Raw genomic sequence first — 20,506 nt, 5'->3', positions numbered from 1 at the left:
GGCCGGCTCGTCAGGCCAGGGGCGAGAAGGCCGCCGGCTTCAGGATCTTGCTGTCCATCGTCTCGATCAGGGCCTGGATCTTCGGCAGGAACGACTGCCAGCACGGATCGGCGGCGAGGGCGGCGCGACGCTCCTCGCGGTCGTTCAGATCGGCGAAGGCCCAGACATGGACGATCTGGTTGAGCGGGCCGATCTCGGAGAAGAAATAGCCGACGAGCTGGCCGAGATGGCCTCTCTGGATGGCGATGCCCTCGTCTCCGACCAGCTTGAGATAGGCCGGAACCGTGCCGGTCCTCAGCCGATAGGTGCGCATCTCGTAGATCATGGCCCCGCCCTCAGCGCATCACGAAGGGATCGGGGATGGGGTCGTCGGAGGTGCGGATCCAGACCGACTTGGTGCGGGTGTAGTCGAGGATCGACTCCGCCCCGCCCTCGCGGCCGAGGCCCGACCGGCCGTAGCCGCCGAACGGCACGATCGGCGAGACCGCCCGGTAGGTGTTGACCCAGACGATGCCGGCCCGCAGCCGCCGGATCAGCCGGTGGGCCCGGGTCAGGCTGGCGGTGAAGATGCCGGAGGCCAGGCCGAAGCGGGTGTCGTTGGCCTTGGCCACGGCATCCTCCTCGTCGTCGAACGGGACGATGCTCAGCACCGGGCCGAACAGTTCCTCGGCGACGCAGGCGACCCCGTTGTCCGCGGCCGCGACGATGGTCGGCTCGAAGAACCAGCCCTCCGGCCGGCCGGCGGGCCGGCCGCCGCCGCAGACGATCCGCGCCCCCGCCGCGACGCTGCGGGCCAGCACGGCCTCGATGTGCTCGCGCTGGCGGCGCGTCGCCAGCGGCCCCATCTCGGTCGCCGGATCCTGCGGGTCGCCGATGCGGATGGCCGCGGCCTTGGCCTCGAGGATGGCGACCAGCCGGTCATGCGCCGGCCGCTCGACATAGAGGCGCGAGCCGGCGACGCAGCTCTGGCCGGTGGCGGCGAAGATGCCGGCGACGATGGCGTTGGCGACGCTGTCGAGATCGGCGTCGGCGAAGACCAGCACCGGCGACTTGCCGCCGAGCTCGAGCGTGGTGTGGGCCAGGTTCTCGGCCGTGTTGCGCACGACGTGGCGCGCCGTGGCCGGCCCGCCGGTGAAGGCGACGCGCGAGACCAGCGGGTGGCTGGTCAGGACCCGTCCGGCCGGCTCGCCGAAGCCGGTGACGACGTTGACGACGCCGGCCGGGAAGCCGGCCTCGTGCACCAGCCGGGCGAACTCGAGCAGCGGCGCCGGTCCGTCCTCGGACGCCTTCAGCACCACGGTGCAGCCGGCGGCCAGCGCCGGCCCGAGCTTCACGGCCGAGAGGAAGAGCTGCGAGTTCCATGGCACGATGGCGGCGACGACGCCGATCGGCTCGCGCCGCAGGAATACCTCCATGTCCGGCTTGTCGATCGGCAGATGCGCGCCTTCGACCTTGTCGGCGAGGCCGCCGAAATAGCGGTAGTACTCGGCGACGTAGCCGATCTGCGCCCGCGTCTCGCGGATGATCTTGCCGGTGTCGCGCGTCTCCAGCTCGGCCAGCCGCCCGGCATGCTCGGCGACGAGGTCGCCGAGGCGATGCAGCAGCTTGCCGCGCGCCGTGGCGGTGAGGCCGGCCCAGGCCGGGTCGCGGAAGGCGCGGTCGGCCGCCGCGACGGCGCGGTCGACATCCGCCTCGCCGGCGGCCGGCATCACCGCCCAGGCCCTGCCGGTGGCCGGGTCGAGGCTCTCGAAGCTCTCGGCGCCGTCGACGAAGGCGCCGTCGATGTAGAGCTGGAAGCGCGGCAGGGTCATGGCTCCCTCCCTCAGGCGAAGGCCGGCATGACGTGCCGGATGAACAGGTCGAGCGACTTCTTCTTGCGGGCGTGGCTGAGGCCGCTGTCGATCCAGATCGAGAACTGGTCGTAGCCGAGGGCCTCGTAGCCCTTCAGCCGGGCGATGACCTCGTCCGGCTCGCCGATGACCAGGTTCCGGCGCACCGTCTCCGGCGAATAGTTCGGCATGGCCGCCATCTCGGCCTCGCTCAGCGGCGCCATGATGCCCTGATGGATCGGCCGCTTATTCTGGAACCAGGCGCCGAACAGGCCGTAGAAGGCGCTGAGGTCGCGCGACAGGACCTCGGTCTCGGCCGGGGAATCGGCGACGAAGGTGTGCTGCAGCAGCATGATGCGCGGACGCGGCACCTCCGGATGGTTGGCGCAGGCCGCGTTGAAGCGCTCCATCAGGCTCGCCACCTCGCCGTCGCCCGAGGCCAGCGGCGTCACCTGGACGTTGCAGCCGCCGGCGACCGCGAAGTCATGGCTGGCCGGGTCCCGCGCGGCGATCCAGACGGGGATGAGATCCTGCACCGGCTTGGGCGAGGCCGTGGTCGAGGGGAACGACCAGAACTCGCCCTGGTGGGCATAGTCGCCCTGCCACAGCCGCTTCACCGCGGGCACGAGCTCGCGCATGCGCTGGCCCGCGCCCCAGGCGTCGAGGCCGGGCACGAGGCGCTCGTACTCGAAGCTGTAGGCGCCGCGGGCGATGCCGAGGTCGAGGCGGCCGTTGCAGGCGACATCCATCAGCGCCGCCTCGCCGGCAAGCTTGATCGGGTGCCAGAACGGAGCCACGACATTGCCGGTGCCGAGCCGGATCATGCGGGTCTTCGCCGCCAGATAGGCGAGCTGCACGAACGGGTTGGGCGCGATGGTGAACTCCATCCCGTGGTGCTCGCCGATCCACGCCGTCTCGAAGCCGGCGGCCTCCGCCGTCAGCACCAGTTCCTCCAGCTCCTCGAACAGCTCGCGATGCGGCTTGGCCGGATCCGAGCGCTCCATGTGGACGAAGAGGGAAAACTTCACGGCACTCTCCCGATGTCAGCCGGCACGCGCCAGCGATTGGACCTTGCCGTGCTCGGCGTCGCCGACATAGACGCCGAACACGTCCTCGCTGCGCTCGCGCACATAGCGGCGCAGCATCGAGCGGATGGCATCGTCGCGCAGGCCATCCCACGGGATGTCGTCGAAGCGGACGAGACGGACCGGGCCGGACTGGTCCGGCGGCTCGAGCAGGGTGCCACGATAGACGATCGACATGGCGCCGGCCCCGGCCTGCTGGTCCTCGAACACCGCGAACAGGAAGCCGAGATCGGCCTTGATGCCGAGCTGGCGCATGCGGCCGGTCAGGCTGGCCGGATCCGTGCCGGCGCCGAGCGCCGCCCCGAAGGGCAGGTCGAGGCGGCCGGCCTCGTCGGCGATGAACAGGATGGCGCCGTCATGCTCCAGGATGGCGCCGACGCGGGTGCGTCCGCCGCTGGCCGCGACCTTGTCGAGCGACAGGCCGAAGGTGACGTGGGCGCCGCGGCAATAGCCGAGCGGATTGGCCGGCGTCTGGTCGAAGCCCTGGACCTCGCCGATCAGGATGACGTGGTCGCCGGCCTCGATCACCTGGTGGCGGCGGCAGTCGAACCAGGCGGCGACATTGTCGAGGATGGGGCTGCCGGCGGGACCGCGCCGCCAGGCGGCCTTGGCGAACTTGTCGGCGCTCTTGGTGGCGAAGAGGCTGGAGACGTCCGCCTGGGTCTCGGCCAGGATGTTGACGGAGAAATGCCCGGCGGCGCTGAAGACGGGGTAGCTCGACGCGGTCCTGGCGATGCAGATCAGCACCAGCGGCGGATCGAGCGAGACCGAGGTGAAGGAATTGGCGGTGAAGCCGCGCGGCTCGCCATCCTCCTGCAGCGTCGCCACCACGGTGACGCCGGTGAGGAAGGTGCCGAGCGCCTTGCGGAAGGCGAGGCGGTCGAACGCCGCAGGACCCGTTTCCATGGCTTGGCCTCCTTGCGCCGCCGCCTCCGCCAGGAAGGCGAGCAGCTGCCGGTTGATCTCCTCGGGCGCGGTCAGGGTCATCATGTGCCGCTCGCCCGGCACGATCTCCGCCCGGCCGCACGGGGCGAGGCGCGCCATCGCCTGGGACATGGCCGGGCTGGAATTGGGGTCGTGCTCGCCGGTGATGAACAGGGCCGGCACGGCGAGCCCGGCCAGCCGGTCGCGATGCGCGGCGTCGGAGGTGGCGAACAGGCGATAGGTGCGGGCGTAGCCGACCGGGTCGACCTGGGCCAGGAGCGCCTCGACCCGCGCGGCAGCCTCGCGCCAGCGCGGGGGGACCGGATCGCCGAACCAGCGGGCGATGGTGCCGTCCCAGGCGAAGTCGCCGTCCCCGGCATCCAGCGCCGCCAGGCGCCCCGCGATCGCGGCGCTCTGCTCGGGGCTGCGGCAGAACACGGCGTTCATGGCCGTGACGCTGGCGAGCCGGTCCGGGTGCGACAGGGCGAATTCCAGGGCGACGAGCGCGCCCATGGAATGGCCGATCAGATGCGCCGTCTTCAGGCCGAGGCCGTCGAGCAGCGCCAGCACCTGGTCGGCATAGTCGGAGAGGCGGGCATCCGCCGGCGGCAGGCTGGAGCCGCCATGGCCCGGCATGTCGAGGGCGACGACGTCGTAGCGCCCGGACAGGGCGGCGATCTGCGGCTCCCAGACCGAGGCCTGCATGCCGACGCCGTGGACGAGCACCACCGCCGCCCCCTGGCCGCGGCGGATGAAGCGGACCGCCGCCTCGGCGCCGTGCCGGTCGCGATAGCGAATCGTGCCGCCCTCAGACATCGGTGCCGCCCAGGTCCTTGAGATCCTGGTAGCGGTCGCCGATGCGGTGGTGCGGACGCCCGCCGATCGAGGCGCCGAGTGCCACCACCACCTCGTCCGGCGCCGGCGCGTCGAGGATCGAGAACTGGATGGTCAGGTAATGCGAGCGCATGCCCTCGTCGGCCTTGTGCATCAGCGGGATGACCACCGGACAGTTCGGCCCGCCGCGGGTGTTGGTGAAGCTGAGATAGCTCTTGGCGCCGACGGCCTTGCGATAATGGTTGCCGAACCGCAGCGTGTGGATCAGGGCCGAGGCGTGCTCGACCTCGCCGGCGGTGCCGACCACGGCGGCCTTGCCATAGCCTTCGACAGCCTCGCCGCTCCCGGTCATGCGCAGGATCTCGGCCGTCAGCAGTTCGCCGAGCACCGGTGCGATCGCGTGCACCTCCGGCTTCAGATCCTCGACGAAGCCGCGCCCCGCCCAGGGATTGGCCAGCACGGCAGCCGCCGCGAAGAGGTGCAGCGGCTTCGGCGCGGCGCGGCCGCCCTCGACGAGCGTCGTTTCCCGATACGTGACGATCTTGCGCGGCTCACCAGCCATCGAGGCTCCCCGGGTGTTGCGGTTCGATTTGCATTGATGAGATTATGGTATACCATATTACGATAGAGTCAAGCGCAGCTTGCGCCGGCCGGCGATCTCGGTTCAATCAGGTCGTTGAGCCGATCAGGATGGGGGTCCTCGTGGACGACCGGAACGCCGAACTGAAAGTCGACCGGACCGCCAAGACGCTGCGCGAGCTGGCGCTGGAGAAGCTGCGCGACGCGATCCTGGATTTCCGCTTCCAGCCGGGCGAGCGCCTGGTCGAGCGCACGCTCTGCGACCGGCTCGGCGTCAGCCGCACCGTGGTGCGCGAGGTGCTGCGCCACCTGGAGGCCGAGGGCCTGGTGGAGACCATCCAGAACCAGGGGCCGGCGGTGACGCGGCCCGACCCGGCCAGCGCCGCCCAGGTCTACGAAATCCGCGCCCTGCTGGAGGCGGAGGCGGCCGCGGCCTGCGCGCGGGTCGCGACGCCGGCCGACGTCGCCCGCCTTTCCGCCGCGATCGACGCCATCCAGGGCGCGTTCGACGACGGCAACTCACGCGGCGTGCTCAAGGCGACGACCGACTGCTACGAGATCCTCTTCACCATTGCCGGCAAGGCGGTGGCCTGGAGCGTGGTGCAGTCGCTCAACGCCCGAATCAATCACCTCAGGGCCATGACCATCTCGACAGCCGGCCGCTCCACCGCCGCCATCGCCGAGATGCGCCGCATTGTCGCGGCAATCGAGCGACACGACGCCGACGGGGCGCGACGGGCGAGCATCGCCCATGTCGATGCCGTCGCGGCCCTGGCGCGCCAAGTGCTGTCCTGACGCCTCAGCGCGGCGGCCAGGTCCAGGCCGGCCGCTCGTCCTCGCCGGCGACGAGGGTCTCGCCGAGCTGCTTGTCGAGGACGAAGCGCCGGCAGCCGGCCTCCCCGGCAAGCTGCGACACCAGCGCCGCGGCATGGGAGACGACCACGACCTGCGAGCGCTGCGCCGCCCGGGCGACGAGGCGCGCCAGGGGCGGGATCAGGTCGGCATGCAGGCTCGTCTCCGGCTCGTTCAGCACCATCAGGGCGGGCGGGCGCGGCGACAGCAGCGCGGCGGCCAGCAGGATGTAGCGCAGCGTGCCGTCGGAGAGCTCCGCCGCCTTCAGCGGCCGCAGCAGGCCGTGCTGGCGCATCTCCAGCTCGAAGAAGCCGCCCTGGGTCGCCACCGAGAGCGCCGCGCCGGGAAAGGCGTCGGCCACGGCCTCCTCCAGCGCGCCGCTGTCGCCGATCTCGAAGATGGTCTGGATCGCCGCCGCCAGATCCGCGCCGTCGGCGCCGAGCACCGGCGTGTGGGTGCCGACCTGCGGCCGCCGGGCCGGCGCCTCGCGGTCGGTGCGCAGGTGATCGTAAAAGCGCCAGTTGCGCATGGTCTCGCGCAGCAGCAGCAATTCCAGCCCGTCGCGCGGATCGCTGCAATGGGTCATCATGCTGTCGAACGGTGCGAGGTGCTGATAGGCCTGCCGCCATTCGCCCGCCCCGGTGCGGACCCGGACGGACGGACCATTGCGGGCGGCGACGGCGTTGGCGCGTCCGAGCGCCGCGCCGACCCACAGGCTCTCGGCCTTGATCACCGGGTCGCGCGTGAACGCCGATTCAGCGGGGACGGGCAGCCCGAGGTCGATGGCATAGCCGTAGTCCTCGCCGCCGAAGCCGAGCCTGAGGCTGACGGGAGCCTTGCGGGTCGTGCCCTGCACGGGATGCTCGCCGCGCTTCGCGGCGCGCGAGAACGCCTCCGGTCCGGCCCAGAGCGTCGAGGGCAGGCCGCCTTCGGCGGCCAGGGACTGGATGATCCGCCCCTGGGCGATGTCCGCCAGCAGCCGCAGCGACCGGTAGAGGCTGGACTTGCCGCTGCCATTGGCGCCGGTGACGACATTGAGCCGGCCGAGCGACAGCCGGACGTCGCGCAGCGAGCGATAGCCCGCGATCGCGAGCGTGGTGATCATGGGGCGTGCGGCTCCGGTCAGAGTCAGGCCGACGAGAGTCGGCACCGACACCGCCTCGTGTCAAACCCGCCGCCCAACGACGTCCCTGGCGACGCAGGGCCCGCTCCGCCTCATGTCGCGTCCGCCCCCTTCACCGCGAAGGCGCCGGCGGCCATCACCAGGCACATGGCTGCCGCGACCACGAAGATCATGCCGTAGGACGTGGCATGGGCGACGAAGCCCAGGAGCGGCGGACCGGCCAGCAGGCCGCCATAGCCGAGCGTCGAGACGGCGGCGATGGCGGTGTCGGGATGCCGGCTCTTGCCCGCGGCGCTGAACAGCAGCGGCACGATGTTGGACATGCCGATGCCGGCCACGGCGAGGCCGAGGACGGCGAGCGCGGGATGGTTGGTGAGAGGCCCGAGCGCCAGGCCGAAGGCCCCCAGCAGCGAGCCGACGAGCATCATCGCCACCGAGCCCCAGACCCGGCGCACCCGGTCGCCGACGAAGCGGCCGAGCGCCATGGTGGCGGAGAAGGCGGCATAGCCGGCGCCGGCCATCTCGGGGACCGCCCCGAGCTCGGCCGTCAGGTAGATCGAGCTCCAGTCGAGCACGGTGCCCTCCGCCTCGAAGGTGAGGCCGGCCAGGATGCCGATCAGCACGGCGATGGCCTCCGGCCGCAGCGACACGTGGCCCGAGGCCGCCTCGGCGCCGTTGCGGCCGAGGAAATGCGGCTGGGCCCAGGCGAGCAGGCCGCCGAGCAGCAGCGCCGCCAGCAGCGTCTGCCCGGCGCCGGGCAGGACATAGAGCAGCAGGCCGCCCGCGCCGGCGCCGGCCAGGCCGCCGACGCTCCACATGCCGTGGAAGGACGACATGCAGAGGCGCCCGGTGGTGCGCTCGACCTGCGCGGCATGGGCGTTTATGGCCACGTCCATGCAGCCGCCGCTGGCGCCGAAGGCGAACAGCACGAGGCAGAGCACCGGCACGCTCGGCGCGATGGCGATCACCGGCAGCGCCAGGCAGAACAGGGCGCCGCAGCGGCGTATCATCGCGGCGCTGCCGTAGCGGCGGACCAGCCAGCCGCTGCCGGCCATGGCCAGCACGGCGCCGGCGCCGAGCACGAGGATCACCAGGCCGAGCGCGGCGGCATCGAGGCCGAGACGGTCCTTGACCAGCGGGATCTGGGTGGCCCAGACGCCGAAGACCGCGCCGTTGACGAAGAAGGCGGCGGCGGTCGGCCGCCAGGGATGACTCATGAAGATCATGGGTGCCTCAGGCGGTGAGGATGTCGATGCCCGCCGCGGCGTAGCGCGCCAGCGTGTCGGGCGGGGTGCCGGCCTCGGCCACGAGCCGGTCGAGCCGCGACAGCGGTGCGACGCGGAAGGGCAAGGCGGTGTCGAACTTGTCGGCGGTGACGAGGATCGCGGTTTCGCCGGAGGCGGCGACCATCGCCCGCTTCAGGCAGGCGTCGTCATGGTCGTGCGCGGTGACGCCGAGATCGATGTCGAGGCCGCAGACGCCGAGGACGCACAGGTCGAAGCGAATGGCCTGGATGGCGGCAAGCACGGCCGGGCCGGCGGCGCAGCGGCGCAGCGGATCGAGCCGCCCGCCGAGCAGGATCACCTCCGACACCTCCCGGTCGAGCGCCGCCATGGCGATCTCGGGCGTGGCGGTGACGATCGCCAGGTCCGAGCCGATCGGCAGGAGACGGGCGAGCGCCAGCGTGGTCGTGCTCTGGTCGAGCAGGACGGTCGACCCCGCCTTGATGAGGCCGAGCGCGGCGCCGGCGAGCGAGGATTTTTCCGCGGCGCGCCGGCCGAGCCGCTCGCCGAAGGCCTGCGGCACCTGCGAACGGCGGATCGCGCCGCCATGGATGCGCTGGACGAGGCCGGCCTGCGCCAGGTCGCGCAGGTCACGCCGGATGCTGTCCTCGGAGACGCCGAGCTCGACGGCGGCGGCCGCCGCCAGGACACGGCCGTCCCGCTCGATCCGGCCAAGGATCGCGGCCTGCCGTTCTTCGGGCGACGGAGGAGCGGACATGGGGACACCGGCACGGGACACGGTGCCAGTTTATGCACGATCATGCACAATCACGCAATGAAAAAAGCCGATATCGGCATATCCAAGCACAAATCAACGTCGACGTGCACCGTCCGGCTGGACGCCGGCCGCCGCAGCGAACAAATCGGGAAAGCCGCGTCCGCAGTGATTCGGCCACGCTCCGTTCGACGCGCGTTCGGGGGGTTAACGCGGACGCGAAAAAGGACCATATAGCGTATCAGACGGGGACGGCCGACGGTTTCCCTCGATCTGACTTCGCCCGAATCCATCGAGGCCCGTTTCTGCCCATGATGCCTTCCGTGCTTCCCCCGCCGATGCGCGCGCGCGGCGTGACGGCGGTCCTCGGACCCACCAACACCGGCAAGACCCACCTCGCCATCGAGCGCATGCTCGGCCACGGCGCGGGCATCATCGGCCTGCCGCTGCGTCTGCTCGCCCGCGAGGTCTACAACAAGATCGTCGACCGCGTCGGGCCGGAGAAGGTGGCGCTGGTCACGGGCGAGGAGAAGATCAAACCGGATGCGGCGCGCTACTGGGTGGCGACGGCCGAGGCCATGCCGCGCGACCTCGACGTGCCTTTCGTCGCCATCGACGAGATCCAGATCGCCGCCGACCTGGAGCGCGGCCATGTCTTCACCGACCGCATGCTCAACCGCCGCGGCTCGGCCGAGACGCTGCTGCTCGGCGCCGCGACGATGCGGCCGATCGTCGAGAAGCTGCTGCCGGGCGTCAACGTCGTGTCGCGGCCACGGCTGTCAAACCTGCTCTTCGCCGGCAGCAAGAAGCTCACCCGCCTGCCGCGCCGCAGCGCCATCGTCGCCTTCTCGGCCGAGGAGGTCTATGCCATCGCCGAACTGATCCGCCGCCAGCGCGGCGGCGCGGCTGTGGTGCTGGGCGCGCTCAGCCCGCGCACCCGCAACGCCCAGGTGGCGATGTACCAGAACGGCGACGTCGACTACATGGTGGCGACCGACGCCATCGGCATGGGCCTCAACCTCGACGTCGACCACGTCGCCTTCGCGGGCGACCGCAAGTTCGACGGCTACCAGTTCCGCCGGCTCAACCCGGCCGAGTTCGGCCAGATCGCCGGGCGCGCCGGCCGCCATGTCCGCGACGGCACCTTCGGCACCACCGGGCGCTGCGACGGCTTCGAGCCGGAACTGGTCCAGGCGATCGAGAGCCACAGCTTCGACAGCGTCAAGGTGCTGCAATGGCGCAACCCGGCCCTGGATTTCTCCTCGGTGCAGGCGCTCCAGGAGACGCTGGGGCGCCCGCCGGACGAGCCGGGCCTCACCCGGGCGCCCGATGCCGACGACATCCGCGCCCTCGCCATCGCCACCCGGGACGAGGACGTGCGCGCCATGGCGCACGGCAAGGCGGCGGTCGAGCGGCTCTGGGAGATCGCCCAGGTGCCGGACTATCGGAAAATTTCTCCGCATGCCCACGCCGATCTCGTCACGACCCTCTATGGTTTTTTGATGCGGGACGGTAAGGTCCCCGACGATTGGTTCGCGCGGCAGGTGGCCTTCTCGGACCGGACGGACGGTGATATCGACACGCTGTCGACGCGCATCGCCCATATCCGGACATGGACCTTCGCGGCGAACCGGCCTGACTGGCTGAAGGACCCTGCCCATTGGCAAGGCGTGACGCGTGCCGTCGAAGACAAGCTCTCCGACGCGCTGCATGAGCGGCTTGCCCAACGCTTTGTCGACCGTCGCACCAGCGTGCTGATGCGGCGTCTTAGAGAAAATGCCATGCTCGAGACTGAAATCACCCGGACCGGCGACGTCATCGTCGAGGGTCAGCATGTCGGGACCCTCCAGGGCTTCCAGTTCGCCCCGGACCCCAGCGCCGGCGACGGCGAGAGCGGCCGGGCGTTGCGGGCTGCCGCGGCCAAGGCGCTCGCCGGCGAGATCGAGGCCCGGTCCCAGCGCTTCTCGCAGGCGCCGGACACCGAGTTCGCGCTCGCCATCGACGGCACGATCCGCTGGGTCGGCGAGCCGGTGGCGAAGCTCGCCGGCTCCGAAAAGGCCCTGGCGCCGCGCATCCGCCTCATCGCCGACGAGCAGCTGACCGGTCCGGCGCGCGATGCCGTGCAGACGCGGCTGGAGATCTGGATCGGCAACCACATGGCGCGCCTGCTCGGGCCGCTGCTGCTGCTCGACAAGGCCGAGGACCTGCAGGGCCTGGCCAAGGGCATCGCCTTCCAGCTGGTCGAAGCGCTCGGGGTGCTCGATCGCAACCGGGTGGCGGAGGACCTCAAGCAGCTCGACCAGGACCAGCGCGCCTCGCTGCGCAAGCACGGCGTGCGCTTCGGCGCCTATCACGTCTACCTGCCGGCCCTGATGAAGCCGGCGCCGCGCACGCTGGCGGTCCAGCTCTGGGCCCTGAACCATGGCGGCCTGGAGCAGAAGGGTCTCGACGAGATCCCGCATCTGGCCGCCTCGGGCCGCACTTCGATCCCGGCCGATACCAGCATCGACAAGGGCCTCTATCGCCTGGTCGGCTACCGCGTCTGCGGCGAGAGGGCTGTGCGCGTCGACATCCTCGAGCGCCTGGCCGACATCATCCGCCCGGCCATCGCCTATCGCCCGGGCACGACGGTGGGCGAGCCGCCGGCCGGTGCCGCCGATGGCGACGGGTTCGTCGCCACGGTGCAGATGACCTCGCTGGTCGGCTGCTCGGGCGAGGATTTCGCCTCGATCCTGCGCGGCCTCGGCTATCGCATGGAGAAGCGCAACGGACCGGCGATCACCCAGGCGATCCGCCTGCCGGCGGCCACGACGCCGGCTGCGCCGGTGGAGCCCGCCCTGCCCCAGGCCAGCGCCGACGGCGAGGCACAGGCCCCCGACGCCGAGGCTCCGGCGCAGTCCGACGCCGCCCCGGCCGACGAAACGATCGCCGAAGCCGCGACGGTGACCGAGGACAGCGCGCCGGCCGAGACTGCCGTCGAGGCCGCAGCTCCTCTCGAGCCTCCCGCTGCGGAAACCGATCCCGCCGAGGAGACCGTCGACCAGCCGGCGGCCGACGAGACCGGGACGCACGAACCCGCCGTCGCAGCGGCATCTGTGGAGTCCGTCGAGTCGGCTCTCGCCGAAGATGTTCCAGCCGAGGCCGTCCAGGCGGCCGGGACCGGGCCTGCCGCCGAGGCCGAGGCAAGCGAGCCTGCGGCAGCGGCCGATGCGACGGCGACGGCCGGCGAAGCGGCGGGATCCGCCACGGCCGAACCGCCGGCCGAGGTCGAGATCGAGGTCTGGAGGCCGGCGCGCTTCGAGCGCCATCACCGCCCGCAGCATGCGCGCGGCGGCCAGGGCGACCGGCGCCAGGGTGACCGCCAGCCCGGCAATCGCCCGCAAGGCAATCGTCCCCAGGGCGATCGGCCCCAGGGCGATCGGCCCTTCGGCGAGCGTGCCGGCGGCGGGGAGCGCCAGGCCGGTGCCCGCCGCGGCCTCGGCGCCGCCCCCGACGCCGCCCAGCGGCCGGGGGATGCGCCGCGCGAGCGCCGCGACGAGGATCGTCCGCGCCGGTTCGACCGCGACCGCCAGGGTGGAGAGCGTCGCGACAATGCGCCGCCGCGCGAGGACAGGCGACCGTTCGAGGCCCGCAACGGCGGCGGCAAGCCGGATCGCGGCCGGGACGATCGCGGCCCGCGCCGTGACCGCAACGAGGCGGACCGGGCTCCGCGCAACTGGTCGACCGAGCAGCGGCCGTCCGGCCGCGACAACCGCCAGCCCGACCCCAACTCGCCCTTCGCCAAGCTGCTTGCCCTGAAGGAGCAGATGCAGAAGTCGGGCAAGGAATCCTGAGCCCGTGAGCCCGGTCGAGGCCGCATCGCGTCTGCGCCTCGACAAATGGCTCTGGCATGCGCGCGTGGTGAAGACCCGCACGCTCGCCGCCAAGCTGGTGGCGGACGGTCATGTCCGCCTCAACGGCGTCCGGACGGACGCGCCGTCCAAGCCGGTCAAGCCGGGCGACGTGCTCACCGTCGCGCTGGAACGGACCGTCAGGGTCTACCGCGTGCTCGGCCTCGGCGAACGGCGCGGCCCGGCGAGCGAGGCGCAGGCGCTCTACGAGGACCTGTCGCCGGAACCGCCGCCGCGCGACACCCACGCCGCCGTGGCCGAACGTGTGCCCGGTTCCGGCCGTCCGACCAAGCGCGAGCGGCGCGAGATCGACCGCTTCCTCGACGAAGGCGACGACGATTGAAGCGCGGGGCTGCGCGCCCTCGGTGCGTCGGCAAGAGATATGCTGCCTCGTCCCGGCTGCGGAGAAGCCTCTTCTCCCGCGGCCGCCGACAAAAAAATCCTGCCCGTCTCGCCCCGGCCGCCGATCCGGGCCACCTTGCGGAGACGACACGGCTGGCATCCATGCCGTCCGCGGAAGGGAGGAGGCGATGGCTCTCGACGGCATGCTGCACCCGTTCCCGGCGGCCCATGCGGCCCGCGACCGCATCGTCGTCGTCGGCGGCGCGGCGAACACGCTGGACATCCTGCGATTGGCGACGGTGCGCAGCGACGAGGTCGTCCTGGTCGCACCGCGGGTCGACGCCGCCATCCGCCGCTTCGTGGAGCGCTTCGCGGTCGAACTGCGCCTGCGGCCGGTTGCCGATGTCGATATTGCCGGCGCCAGCGCCGTGCTGGTGACGGTGGAGGCGGTGGAGCTGGAAGACCGCGTCGTCCGCGCCGCCCGCCGGTTCCGCGTCCCCGTGCATGTCAGCAATCGGCCCCAGCTCTCGGATTTCACCCTGATCGCCATGCTGGAGCGCCAGCCCGCCAGCTTCGCCGCGCATTTCGAGCAGGCCGCGATTGCATAATCGATAGATTATAACTATTTTCCGGCTGCAGGAGCACGCCGGACGCAATGCTGACCAACAAGGGCAAATACGGCCTCAAGGCGCTGGTTCATCTCGCCGGTCTGCCCGAGGGCGAGACCGTGCAGTCGCACGAGATCGCCGAGGCCAACAACATCCCCAAGAAATTCCTCGACGCCATTCTCGGCGAATTGCGGGTCGGCGGCATCGTCCGCAGCAAGAAGGGCAAGGGCGGCGGCTACATGCTGGCGCGCGACGCCTCCAAGATCAGTATCGGCTCGGCAATCCGCGTGCTCGACGGCCCGCTGGCGCCGATTGCCTGCGCCAGCCGAACCGCCTACCAGCCGTGCGAGGACTGCAAGGACGTCGAGGGCTGCGCGGTGCGACTGCTGATGCTGGAAGTGCGCGATGTCTCGGCGCGCATCCTCGACAACACCTCGGTGGAGGAGATGCGGCGCAATTCCGAGCAGGGCGCGCCGATCCTGATGTACCATATCTGAGCGCCGGCCCGCCGGAACCTCGGTCCCCGGAGCCCGGGCGTGTCCCCGCCAGGCATCGAGATCGGCCTCCATCCTCATTGCCGCGCGATGCCGCCGCCATTGCCGACGGGGCGCGGCCCCCGCGCCGACGGCGCCCCGCCATTTCGAACCCGAAAGGACCCACCATGGAAAAGCGTCGCATCGGCCGTTCCGATCTTCTGGTCGCGCCCCTCTGCCTCGGCGGCAACGTCTTCGGCTGGAGCGCCGACGAAACCGCCTCGTTCAAGGTGCTCGACGCCTTCGTCGACGCCGGCTTCAACTTCATCGACACGGCGGATGTCTATTCGGCCTGGGCACCGGGCAATTCCGGCGGCGAGTCGGAGACGATCATCGGCAAGTGGATGAAGGCGCGCGGCAACCGTGACCGCATCGTCCTCACCACCAAGGTCGGTTCGGAGATGGGGCCAGGCAAGAAGGGCCTGTCCCGCCCCTACATCGCCGAGGCGGTGGAGGCCTCGCTGCGGCGCCTGCAGACCGACGTGATCGACCTCTACCTCTCGCATTGGGAAGACCCGCAGACCCCGCATGAGGAGACGCTCGGCGCTTACGCCGACCTGGTCAAGGCCGGCAAGGTGCGCTTCATCGGCAACTCCAACCACAGCGCCGCGACCATGCGCGCCGCGCTGGCGGTAAGCGCCGCCCATGGCTGGCCACGCTTCGAGAACCTGCAGACCCACTACAACCTCTATGACCGGGCCGGCTACGAGGCCGAACTCGAACCGTTCTGCCGCGAGAACGGCATCGGCGTGACCAGCTATTTCTCGCTGGCCAAGGGCTTTCTCTCCGGCAAGTACAGGTCCGAGGCGGATTTCAGCAAGAGCGCCGCCCGCGGCGGCGACATGAAGGGCTATCTCAACCCGCGCGGGCTGCGCATTCTCGTCGCCCTCGACGCGGTGGCGGCCTCCCTCTCCGGGACGCCGGCCCAGGTCGCCATCGCCTGGCTGATCGCCCGGCCCGGGCTGGTCGCGCCCGTCGCCAGCGCCACCAGCCTGGAGCAGCTCGGCGACCTGCTCGCCGCCGTCCGGCTGACGCTGGACCGCGGCGCGATCGAGGCTCTCGACGCCGCCAGCGCGCCCTGACGACGGGCCGGGCTTTTCCGATGTCCCGGGCCCCCGCCACGTCGCGGGGGCTTTGGGGCGGGAAGCGGGCTCAGGCCGGAGGCGGCCGGTCGATGCTCATCCGTTCGCGGACCTTCTCGGCCATGCGCGTCCCGGCCTCCTCCTTCTCGATCTCGGAGCCGGCGTCACGGTCATAGCCGGTGCCGACCGGCCCATGCGCGTCCAGCGTGGTCTTGACCTCGTCGGCGAAGGCTTCGTCGACCCGCACCGTCAACAGCGCGCCGCCCTTGCGGACGCCGTCGGCGTAGACCGTGGCGTGCTCCTCGGTGAGCCCGGATTCCATCAGGGCGCCGATGATGCCGCCCGCGGCCGCCCCGGCGGCGGCGCCGGCGACCAGGCCGGCGGCTGTCGAGGCCAGCCAGCCTGCCGCCACCACGGGCCCCAGACCGGGAATGGCGATCACGCCGAGGCCGGCGAGCAGGCCGGCGCCGCCACCGAGCACGCCGCCGATGCCGGCACCCGCGCCGGCGCCCTCCGCCGCCTGGGAATTCTCGGCATGGGCGAGATAGTCCACGTCCGCCGTGTTGGCGACGATCGAGATGTCTTCGCGCGCGACGCCGTTCTCGAGCAGGTCCTCCAGCGCATTCTTGGCGCCGGCATACCTGCCGTAGAATCGCGTGATCGTGGTCTTCATCAGCCTGATCCTTGCCCAGTTGCCTCCAGAAATGCGACGCCCGCGGCGTCGGCGGCTTCAGCCGCGACTTGGCGAAGCAACGCCGACAGGCAAGGGATGTTCCGCCGGCCCGGCGGCCCGCCGAAAAGCAGATCGCCGGGCGGAGGCTCCGCCCGGCGATCAGGAAGGCCTGGGAGGACGGAGGACTAGTTGCCGCCGCCCACGCAGGTGTCGGCCGTCTTCGGCGTGCAGACATCGAGGCCGGTGTAGGTCGGGTCCTTCGGCGGAGCCTTGCCTTCCTTGATGTCCTTGAGGAAGTACATCGCCTTGTAGCCCATCTCGAACGGCCGCTGGCCGACCTGCCCGGCCGACAGACCCTTCTTCATCAGCTCGATCTGCACCGGCAGCGTGTCGGCGACGACCAGGGCGAGCTTGCCCGAGGCGATGGCGTCCTTGTACTTGGAGGCGACCTTCTCATAGGCGTCCGGCACGAATTGCGGGAAGCCGCCGGTCGGCACGAAGGCGTCGAGATCGGCATATTTGCCGAGGATGTCCTCCATCTGCTGCACCGCCTTGGGGAAGTCGTCGTCGGTGTAGAGCGGGCAGCCGTCGACCTCGGTCCAGCCGTTCTGGCCGGTCAGCCGCTCGCCGGGCGGCTGGGCGCTCTCCTTGCCGGCGAGCGTGTCGCGAATGCCCTGCATGCGCTCATTGTGGTTGGCCGCCGCAGCGCCGCCCGACTGGATGCAGATCTTGCCGCCCTTGGGCTTGATCTGCTGCACCAGCTTGGCGAGGTTGACGCCGATCTCGTAATTGTGCGTGCCGACATAGGCGAGGCGCTCGCCCTTGTTGTCGGGCAGGAGGTCGCTGTCCCAGGTCAGAACCGGGATCTTGGCCCCGGCCGCCCCCTGAAGGGCCGCCGCCATCGCCGCGGCGTTGGCCGGCGACACCGCGATGCCGTCGACGCCCTTGGTGATCAGATCCTGCACGATCTGCGCCTGCTCGTCGCCGCCGCCATGCTCGCCCGGGCCGATATAGAGACACTCGACCGCGCCCTTCAGCTCGCCCTCGGCCTTCTTGCAGCCGGCCAGCGCCTGGTCGAAGAAGGGGTTGTTGGTGTTCTTGGGAACCAGCGCGAAGGTGTACTTGTCGGCAGCCTGGGCGCCGGCGCTTCCCGCCGCCAGGCCCGCGGCGACGAGCGCTGTGGTCAGCATGTACTTGATCATGGTCTCCTCCGGTTGTTGTTGTCGTTTCCGTAGGTCGGACGCGGTGCCCCGCGTCCGGTTTCGCGGCATGCCGGTTCACCCGGTCATTCGCGTGCCTTGCCGCGGATCCGCTCGAGCAGGACCGCGAGAACGAGGAAGCCGCCGACGAAGACGCCCTGCCAGTTGGAATCGACGCCCGCCATCAGGAGCGCATTGCGGATGACCTCCAGCAGCGCAGCGCCGATGAAGGCGCCGAAGGCGCCGCCCTCGCCGCCCATCAGGTTGGCGCCGCCGATCACGGTCGAGGCGATGGCGCGCAGCTCATAGCCGGTGCCGAGGGCGTTGATCGCCGAGCCGGCCCAGCCGACGCTGAGGATCGCCGCCACCGCGGCCGACAGGCCCGAGAGGATATAGGCCTGCAGCTTGACGCGCTTGACCGGCACGCCGGTGAGGTTGGCGGCCTGCTCGTTGCCACCGACCGCCAGGAGGTGGCGCCCCCAGGTGGACATGCGCAGCGCGACGGCGAAGGCGACGGTGAGGATGACCAGAACCCAGACCGGGTTGGCGAGGCCGAGTATCGAGCCGGCGCCGATGCTCTTGAAGGCCGGTCCGCCGGGGCCGAAATTGTAGATCATGCGGTTGCCGGAGAGAACCACGGCGACCGAACGCGCCGCCGACAGCATGCCGAGCGTCACCACGAAGGAGGACAGCCCGACATAGGCGACCAGCACGCCGTTGACGGCGCCGGCGATGCCCCCGGCGGCGAGCCCGGCAATGATCGCCACCCACCAGGGATATTGCGCCTCCAGGGCAAGGCCGCAGGCGACCGCCGTCAGTCCCATGATCGAGCCGACCGACAGGTCGATGCCGCCGGTGATGATCACGGCGGTCAGGCCGAGGGCCATGATGCCGATGAAGGCGAAGTTGCGGGTGATGTTGTAGAAATTATCCTCGGTGGCGAAGCGCGGCTCGCGGACCGACATGATCGCGCAGATCACGATCAGCGCGATGGTGACCCAGAAGGCCTGGCTGGAGATCAGCGTCTGCCAGAGCGTCTTCTCCTTGATGCCGAGCACGGACTCGATCGAGACGTTCGCCCGGCTCGGCGGCGGCGTGTTGGCTGCATCGCTCATCGGCGCCTCACGCGGCATGGATGGCGCCGGTGATCAGACCGGTCACCTCTTCGGGGGAACTTTCGGCGATACGCTTGTCGGCGACCTTGCGGCCGCGCCGCATGACGATGACGCGGTCGCACACCTCGAACACGTCGGGCATGCGGTGGCTGATCAGCACCACGGTGATGCCGGCGTCGCGCAGGCGGCGGATCAGCCCGAGCACCTCGGCGACCTGGCGCACGCTGATGGCGGCGGTCGGCTCGTCCATCAGCACGATCTTGGCCTCGGAGAGGCGCGTGCGGGCAATCGCCACGGCCTGGCGCTGGCCGCCGGACATCAGGCGGACGAGATCGCGCGGGCGCGTCTCCGACTTCAGCTCGGAGAAGAGCTCGCCGGCCCGCTTGACCATGCTGGCATGGTCGAGCCAACGGATCGGGCCGACCGATTTCTTCATCTCCCGGCCGAGGAAGACGTTGGCCGCGGCCGTCAGGTTGTTGCAGAGCGCCAGGTCCTGGTAGACGACCTCGATGCCCTTGGCCCGGGCCTCGACCGGCTTGTGGAAGTGCACGACCTCGCCGTCGAGCACGATCTCGCCGCTGGTGGGCGGGAAATTGCCGGCGATCAGCTTGACCAGCGTCGACTTGCCGGCGCCGTTGTCGCCCATCAGGCCGACGATCTCGCCTCGGTCGATCTGGAACTCGACGTCGGTCAGGGCCTTGATCGCACCAAAGCTCTTGGAGACCTTGCGCAGGTCCAGCAAAGCCATGAACCGTCCTCCCCTGCGCCCCTTGCGCCGGATCGAGCCGGTCGAGGAACACGTTTCTTGGCGGGCGATTATGGCCAGGAGATCGGCCGGCGCAACGGCTTTTTGTCAGACCAAAGTGGTTTTTTCGGCGCCGGCCGGGGCTCTTCCGGACAATTTTCGCGGAGGGGTCAAGCCAGCGGCGGAGGCTGGGGGCCGCTCTCGGCACAACCCCGCACCTGCTGGTCGAAATCGATGATCGAGCCGGTCATCAGGCCGGATTCGTCCGAGGCGAGATAGGCGACGGCCCGCGCCACCTCCTCCGGCTGCAGCATGCGCCCGGTCGGCAGGCCGGCATAGGCCGCCTCGCGCCAGTCGTCGCCCGCGCCGTGATAGGTCTTCATGATGCGGTCCTCGCCGGGCGTGTCCATCCAGCCGATGGTCAGGCCGTTGACCCGGATCTTGTGGCGCAGCAGCGAGAAGGCGACGTTCTTGGTCAGGGTGATCAACGCTCCCTTCGAGGCGCAATAGGCGGTGATGAAGGTCTGGCCGCCATGGCCGGACATGGAGATGATGTTGACGATCGAGCCCGGCGTGCCGTTGCGGCGCATCACCTTGGCGGCGTCCTGCATCAGGAAGAACGGCGCACGCACGTTCACCGCGAACATCTGGTCGAACAGCTCGGGGCTGGTGTCGAAGATGGTGCCGCGATCGGTGATGGCGGCGGCGTTGACCAGCACGTCGATGCGTCCGAACGCCTTGTCGGCCTCGGCGATCACCCTGCGGCTGTCCTCGACCGTGCCGAGATCGGCCTGGACATAGACGGCCCTCACGCCCTTGGCCTCCAGCGCGGCCTTCACCCGCTCGCCATTGCCTGCGTTGCGCCCGCAGATCACCAATCCGGCCGCGCCGCGGTCGGCCAGGAGATGCGCCGTGGTCTCGCCCAGCCCCTGCGTGCCGCCGGTGACGACGGCGACCTTTCCGGCTAGCGACAATTTGTCGAATGTGGTCATGATGGCTCCCTCGGGATGCGGCTCTCTGGCGGCGGCACCGACAATCGGGACCGGCGCTCGGCAGTGTCAAGCGCTGCGCGCGTCCCTCCGGATCCCATCGCCC

General features: G+C 70.6%; 18 protein-coding genes and 1 pseudogene. 6 read left to right on the top strand and 13 right to left on the bottom strand.

The window, feature by feature from the left end:
• Positions 1–10: 10 nt before the first annotated feature.
• From AC27L4_RS18275 to AC27L4_RS18255, 5 genes are read right to left on the bottom strand one after another with little or no spacing between them, the layout of a single operon-like run.
• Entirely contained in the window at positions 11–325 is a 315-nt protein-coding gene (locus AC27L4_RS18275) for an NIPSNAP family protein (RefSeq protein WP_487143687.1), read from the bottom strand.
• Between the two features lie 10 nt (positions 326–335).
• Positions 336–1,805, bottom strand: coding sequence for an aldehyde dehydrogenase (locus AC27L4_RS18270; protein WP_487143833.1), 1,470 nt, complete (start codon positions 1,803–1,805; stop codon positions 336–338).
• A gap of 17 nt (positions 1,806–1,822) precedes the next feature.
• A complete protein-coding gene (locus tag AC27L4_RS18265) occupies positions 1,823–2,857 on the bottom strand; it encodes an LLM class flavin-dependent oxidoreductase (RefSeq protein WP_487143686.1) in 1,035 nt (344 codons plus the stop codon).
• A gap of 15 nt (positions 2,858–2,872) precedes the next feature.
• The gene (locus AC27L4_RS18260) at positions 2,873–4,654 is read right to left on the bottom strand and encodes an alpha/beta fold hydrolase (protein ID WP_487143684.1); all 1,782 of its coding nucleotides are present in this window, start codon (positions 4,652–4,654) and stop codon (positions 2,873–2,875) included.
• Positions 4,647–5,234, bottom strand: coding sequence for an amino acid synthesis family protein (locus AC27L4_RS18255; protein ID WP_487143682.1), 588 nt, complete (start codon positions 5,232–5,234; stop codon positions 4,647–4,649). The genes AC27L4_RS18260 and AC27L4_RS18255 overlap by 8 nt, the downstream gene beginning before the upstream one ends.
• 140 nt (positions 5,235–5,374) lie before the next feature.
• Between AC27L4_RS18255 and AC27L4_RS18250 the strand changes: the two genes are divergently transcribed.
• The gene (locus AC27L4_RS18250; protein WP_487143681.1) at positions 5,375–6,046 is read left to right on the top strand and encodes a GntR family transcriptional regulator; all 672 of its coding nucleotides are present in this window, start codon (positions 5,375–5,377) and stop codon (positions 6,044–6,046) included.
• 4 nt (positions 6,047–6,050) lie between these two features.
• Here the strand turns inward: AC27L4_RS18250 and AC27L4_RS18245 are convergent, their stop codons facing one another.
• From AC27L4_RS18245 to AC27L4_RS18235, 3 genes and pseudogenes are all read right to left on the bottom strand, one after another.
• Positions 6,051–7,208 (bottom strand): AAA family ATPase, encoded by a 1,158-nt coding sequence (locus AC27L4_RS18245; protein WP_487143680.1) that lies wholly within the window; start codon positions 7,206–7,208, stop codon positions 6,051–6,053.
• Between the two features lie 110 nt (positions 7,209–7,318).
• Positions 7,319–8,464 (bottom strand): annotated as a pseudogene (locus tag AC27L4_RS18240) (MFS transporter); the annotation flags it as partial.
• Entirely contained in the window at positions 8,460–9,227 is a 768-nt protein-coding gene (locus AC27L4_RS18235; RefSeq protein ID WP_487143679.1) for a DeoR/GlpR family DNA-binding transcription regulator, read from the bottom strand. The pseudogene AC27L4_RS18240 and the gene AC27L4_RS18235, both read right to left, overlap by 5 nt.
• A gap of 311 nt (positions 9,228–9,538) precedes the next feature.
• Here AC27L4_RS18235 and AC27L4_RS18230 point away from each other — a divergent pair, with 311 nt between their 5' ends.
• The 5 genes from AC27L4_RS18230 (at position 9,539) to AC27L4_RS18210 (ending at position 15,679) form a co-directional block, all read left to right on the top strand.
• Positions 9,539–13,057, top strand: coding sequence for a helicase-related protein (locus tag AC27L4_RS18230; RefSeq protein WP_487143831.1), 3,519 nt, complete (start codon positions 9,539–9,541; stop codon positions 13,055–13,057).
• A gap of 4 nt (positions 13,058–13,061) precedes the next feature.
• Positions 13,062–13,457: an RNA-binding S4 domain-containing protein gene (locus AC27L4_RS18225; protein ID WP_487143677.1), complete on the top strand. Its 396-nt coding sequence runs from the start codon at positions 13,062–13,064 to the stop codon at positions 13,455–13,457.
• A gap of 187 nt (positions 13,458–13,644) precedes the next feature.
• The gene (locus AC27L4_RS18220; protein ID WP_487143675.1) at positions 13,645–14,064 is read left to right on the top strand and encodes an NAD(P)-dependent oxidoreductase; all 420 of its coding nucleotides are present in this window, start codon (positions 13,645–13,647) and stop codon (positions 14,062–14,064) included.
• 47 nt (positions 14,065–14,111) lie between these two features.
• Positions 14,112–14,561 (top strand): RrF2 family transcriptional regulator, encoded by a 450-nt coding sequence (locus tag AC27L4_RS18215; RefSeq protein ID WP_487143673.1) that lies wholly within the window; start codon positions 14,112–14,114, stop codon positions 14,559–14,561.
• A 164-nt stretch (positions 14,562–14,725) separates the two neighbouring features.
• Positions 14,726–15,679 (top strand): aldo/keto reductase, encoded by a 954-nt coding sequence (locus AC27L4_RS18210; protein ID WP_487143672.1) that lies wholly within the window; start codon positions 14,726–14,728, stop codon positions 15,677–15,679.
• A 70-nt stretch (positions 15,680–15,749) separates the two neighbouring features.
• Here the strand turns inward: AC27L4_RS18210 and AC27L4_RS18205 are convergent, their stop codons facing one another.
• The 5 genes from AC27L4_RS18205 to AC27L4_RS18185 form a co-directional block, all read right to left on the bottom strand.
• The gene (locus AC27L4_RS18205; RefSeq protein WP_487143670.1) at positions 15,750–16,352 is read right to left on the bottom strand and encodes a hypothetical protein; all 603 of its coding nucleotides are present in this window, start codon (positions 16,350–16,352) and stop codon (positions 15,750–15,752) included.
• Positions 16,353–16,537: 185 nt separating this feature from the next.
• Positions 16,538–17,554 carry a sugar-binding protein gene (locus AC27L4_RS18200; RefSeq protein WP_487143668.1) on the bottom strand — a complete coding sequence of 339 codons (1,017 nt, stop codon included), beginning with the start codon at positions 17,552–17,554 and terminating at the stop codon, positions 16,538–16,540.
• A gap of 83 nt (positions 17,555–17,637) precedes the next feature.
• Entirely contained in the window at positions 17,638–18,666 is a 1,029-nt protein-coding gene (locus AC27L4_RS18195) for an ABC transporter permease (RefSeq protein ID WP_487143666.1), read from the bottom strand.
• A gap of 7 nt (positions 18,667–18,673) precedes the next feature.
• Positions 18,674–19,414 carry an ATP-binding cassette domain-containing protein gene (locus tag AC27L4_RS18190; RefSeq protein WP_487143665.1) on the bottom strand — a complete coding sequence of 247 codons (741 nt, stop codon included), beginning with the start codon at positions 19,412–19,414 and terminating at the stop codon, positions 18,674–18,676.
• A gap of 167 nt (positions 19,415–19,581) precedes the next feature.
• The gene (locus AC27L4_RS18185; RefSeq protein ID WP_487143664.1) at positions 19,582–20,403 is read right to left on the bottom strand and encodes an SDR family oxidoreductase; all 822 of its coding nucleotides are present in this window, start codon (positions 20,401–20,403) and stop codon (positions 19,582–19,584) included.
• Positions 20,404–20,506: the final 103 nt, after the last annotated feature.

Source organism: Labrys sp. Lb11 (assembly GCF_057554225.1).
This window is presented reverse-complemented; position numbering and strand designations above follow the sequence as displayed.

Excerpts from the sequence above, each read along its gene's own strand:
- AC27L4_RS18185 (WP_487143664.1), bottom strand. The coding sequence starts at position 20,403 with ATGACCACATTCGACAAATTGTCGCTAGCCGGAAAGGTCGCCGTCGTC.
- AC27L4_RS18235 (WP_487143679.1), bottom strand. The coding sequence starts at position 9,227 with ATGTCCGCTCCTCCGTCGCCCGAAGAACGGCAGGCCGCGATCCTTGGC.
- AC27L4_RS18260 (WP_487143684.1), bottom strand. The coding sequence starts at position 4,654 with ATGTCTGAGGGCGGCACGATTCGCTATCGCGACCGGCACGGCGCCGAG.
- AC27L4_RS18200 (WP_487143668.1), bottom strand. The coding sequence starts at position 17,554 with ATGATCAAGTACATGCTGACCACAGCGCTCGTCGCCGCGGGCCTGGCG.
- AC27L4_RS18275 (WP_487143687.1), bottom strand. The coding sequence starts at position 325 with ATGATCTACGAGATGCGCACCTATCGGCTGAGGACCGGCACGGTTCCG.
- AC27L4_RS18215 (WP_487143673.1), top strand. The coding sequence starts at position 14,112 with ATGCTGACCAACAAGGGCAAATACGGCCTCAAGGCGCTGGTTCATCTC.
- AC27L4_RS18230 (WP_487143831.1), top strand. The coding sequence starts at position 9,539 with ATGCCTTCCGTGCTTCCCCCGCCGATGCGCGCGCGCGGCGTGACGGCG.
- AC27L4_RS18210 (WP_487143672.1), top strand. The coding sequence starts at position 14,726 with ATGGAAAAGCGTCGCATCGGCCGTTCCGATCTTCTGGTCGCGCCCCTC.
- AC27L4_RS18190 (WP_487143665.1), bottom strand. The coding sequence starts at position 19,414 with ATGGCTTTGCTGGACCTGCGCAAGGTCTCCAAGAGCTTTGGTGCGATC.
- AC27L4_RS18195 (WP_487143666.1), bottom strand. The coding sequence starts at position 18,666 with ATGAGCGATGCAGCCAACACGCCGCCGCCGAGCCGGGCGAACGTCTCG.
- AC27L4_RS18220 (WP_487143675.1), top strand. The coding sequence starts at position 13,645 with ATGGCTCTCGACGGCATGCTGCACCCGTTCCCGGCGGCCCATGCGGCC.
- AC27L4_RS18245 (WP_487143680.1), bottom strand. The coding sequence starts at position 7,208 with ATGATCACCACGCTCGCGATCGCGGGCTATCGCTCGCTGCGCGACGTC.
- AC27L4_RS18205 (WP_487143670.1), bottom strand. The coding sequence starts at position 16,352 with ATGAAGACCACGATCACGCGATTCTACGGCAGGTATGCCGGCGCCAAG.
- AC27L4_RS18255 (WP_487143682.1), bottom strand. The coding sequence starts at position 5,234 with ATGGCTGGTGAGCCGCGCAAGATCGTCACGTATCGGGAAACGACGCTC.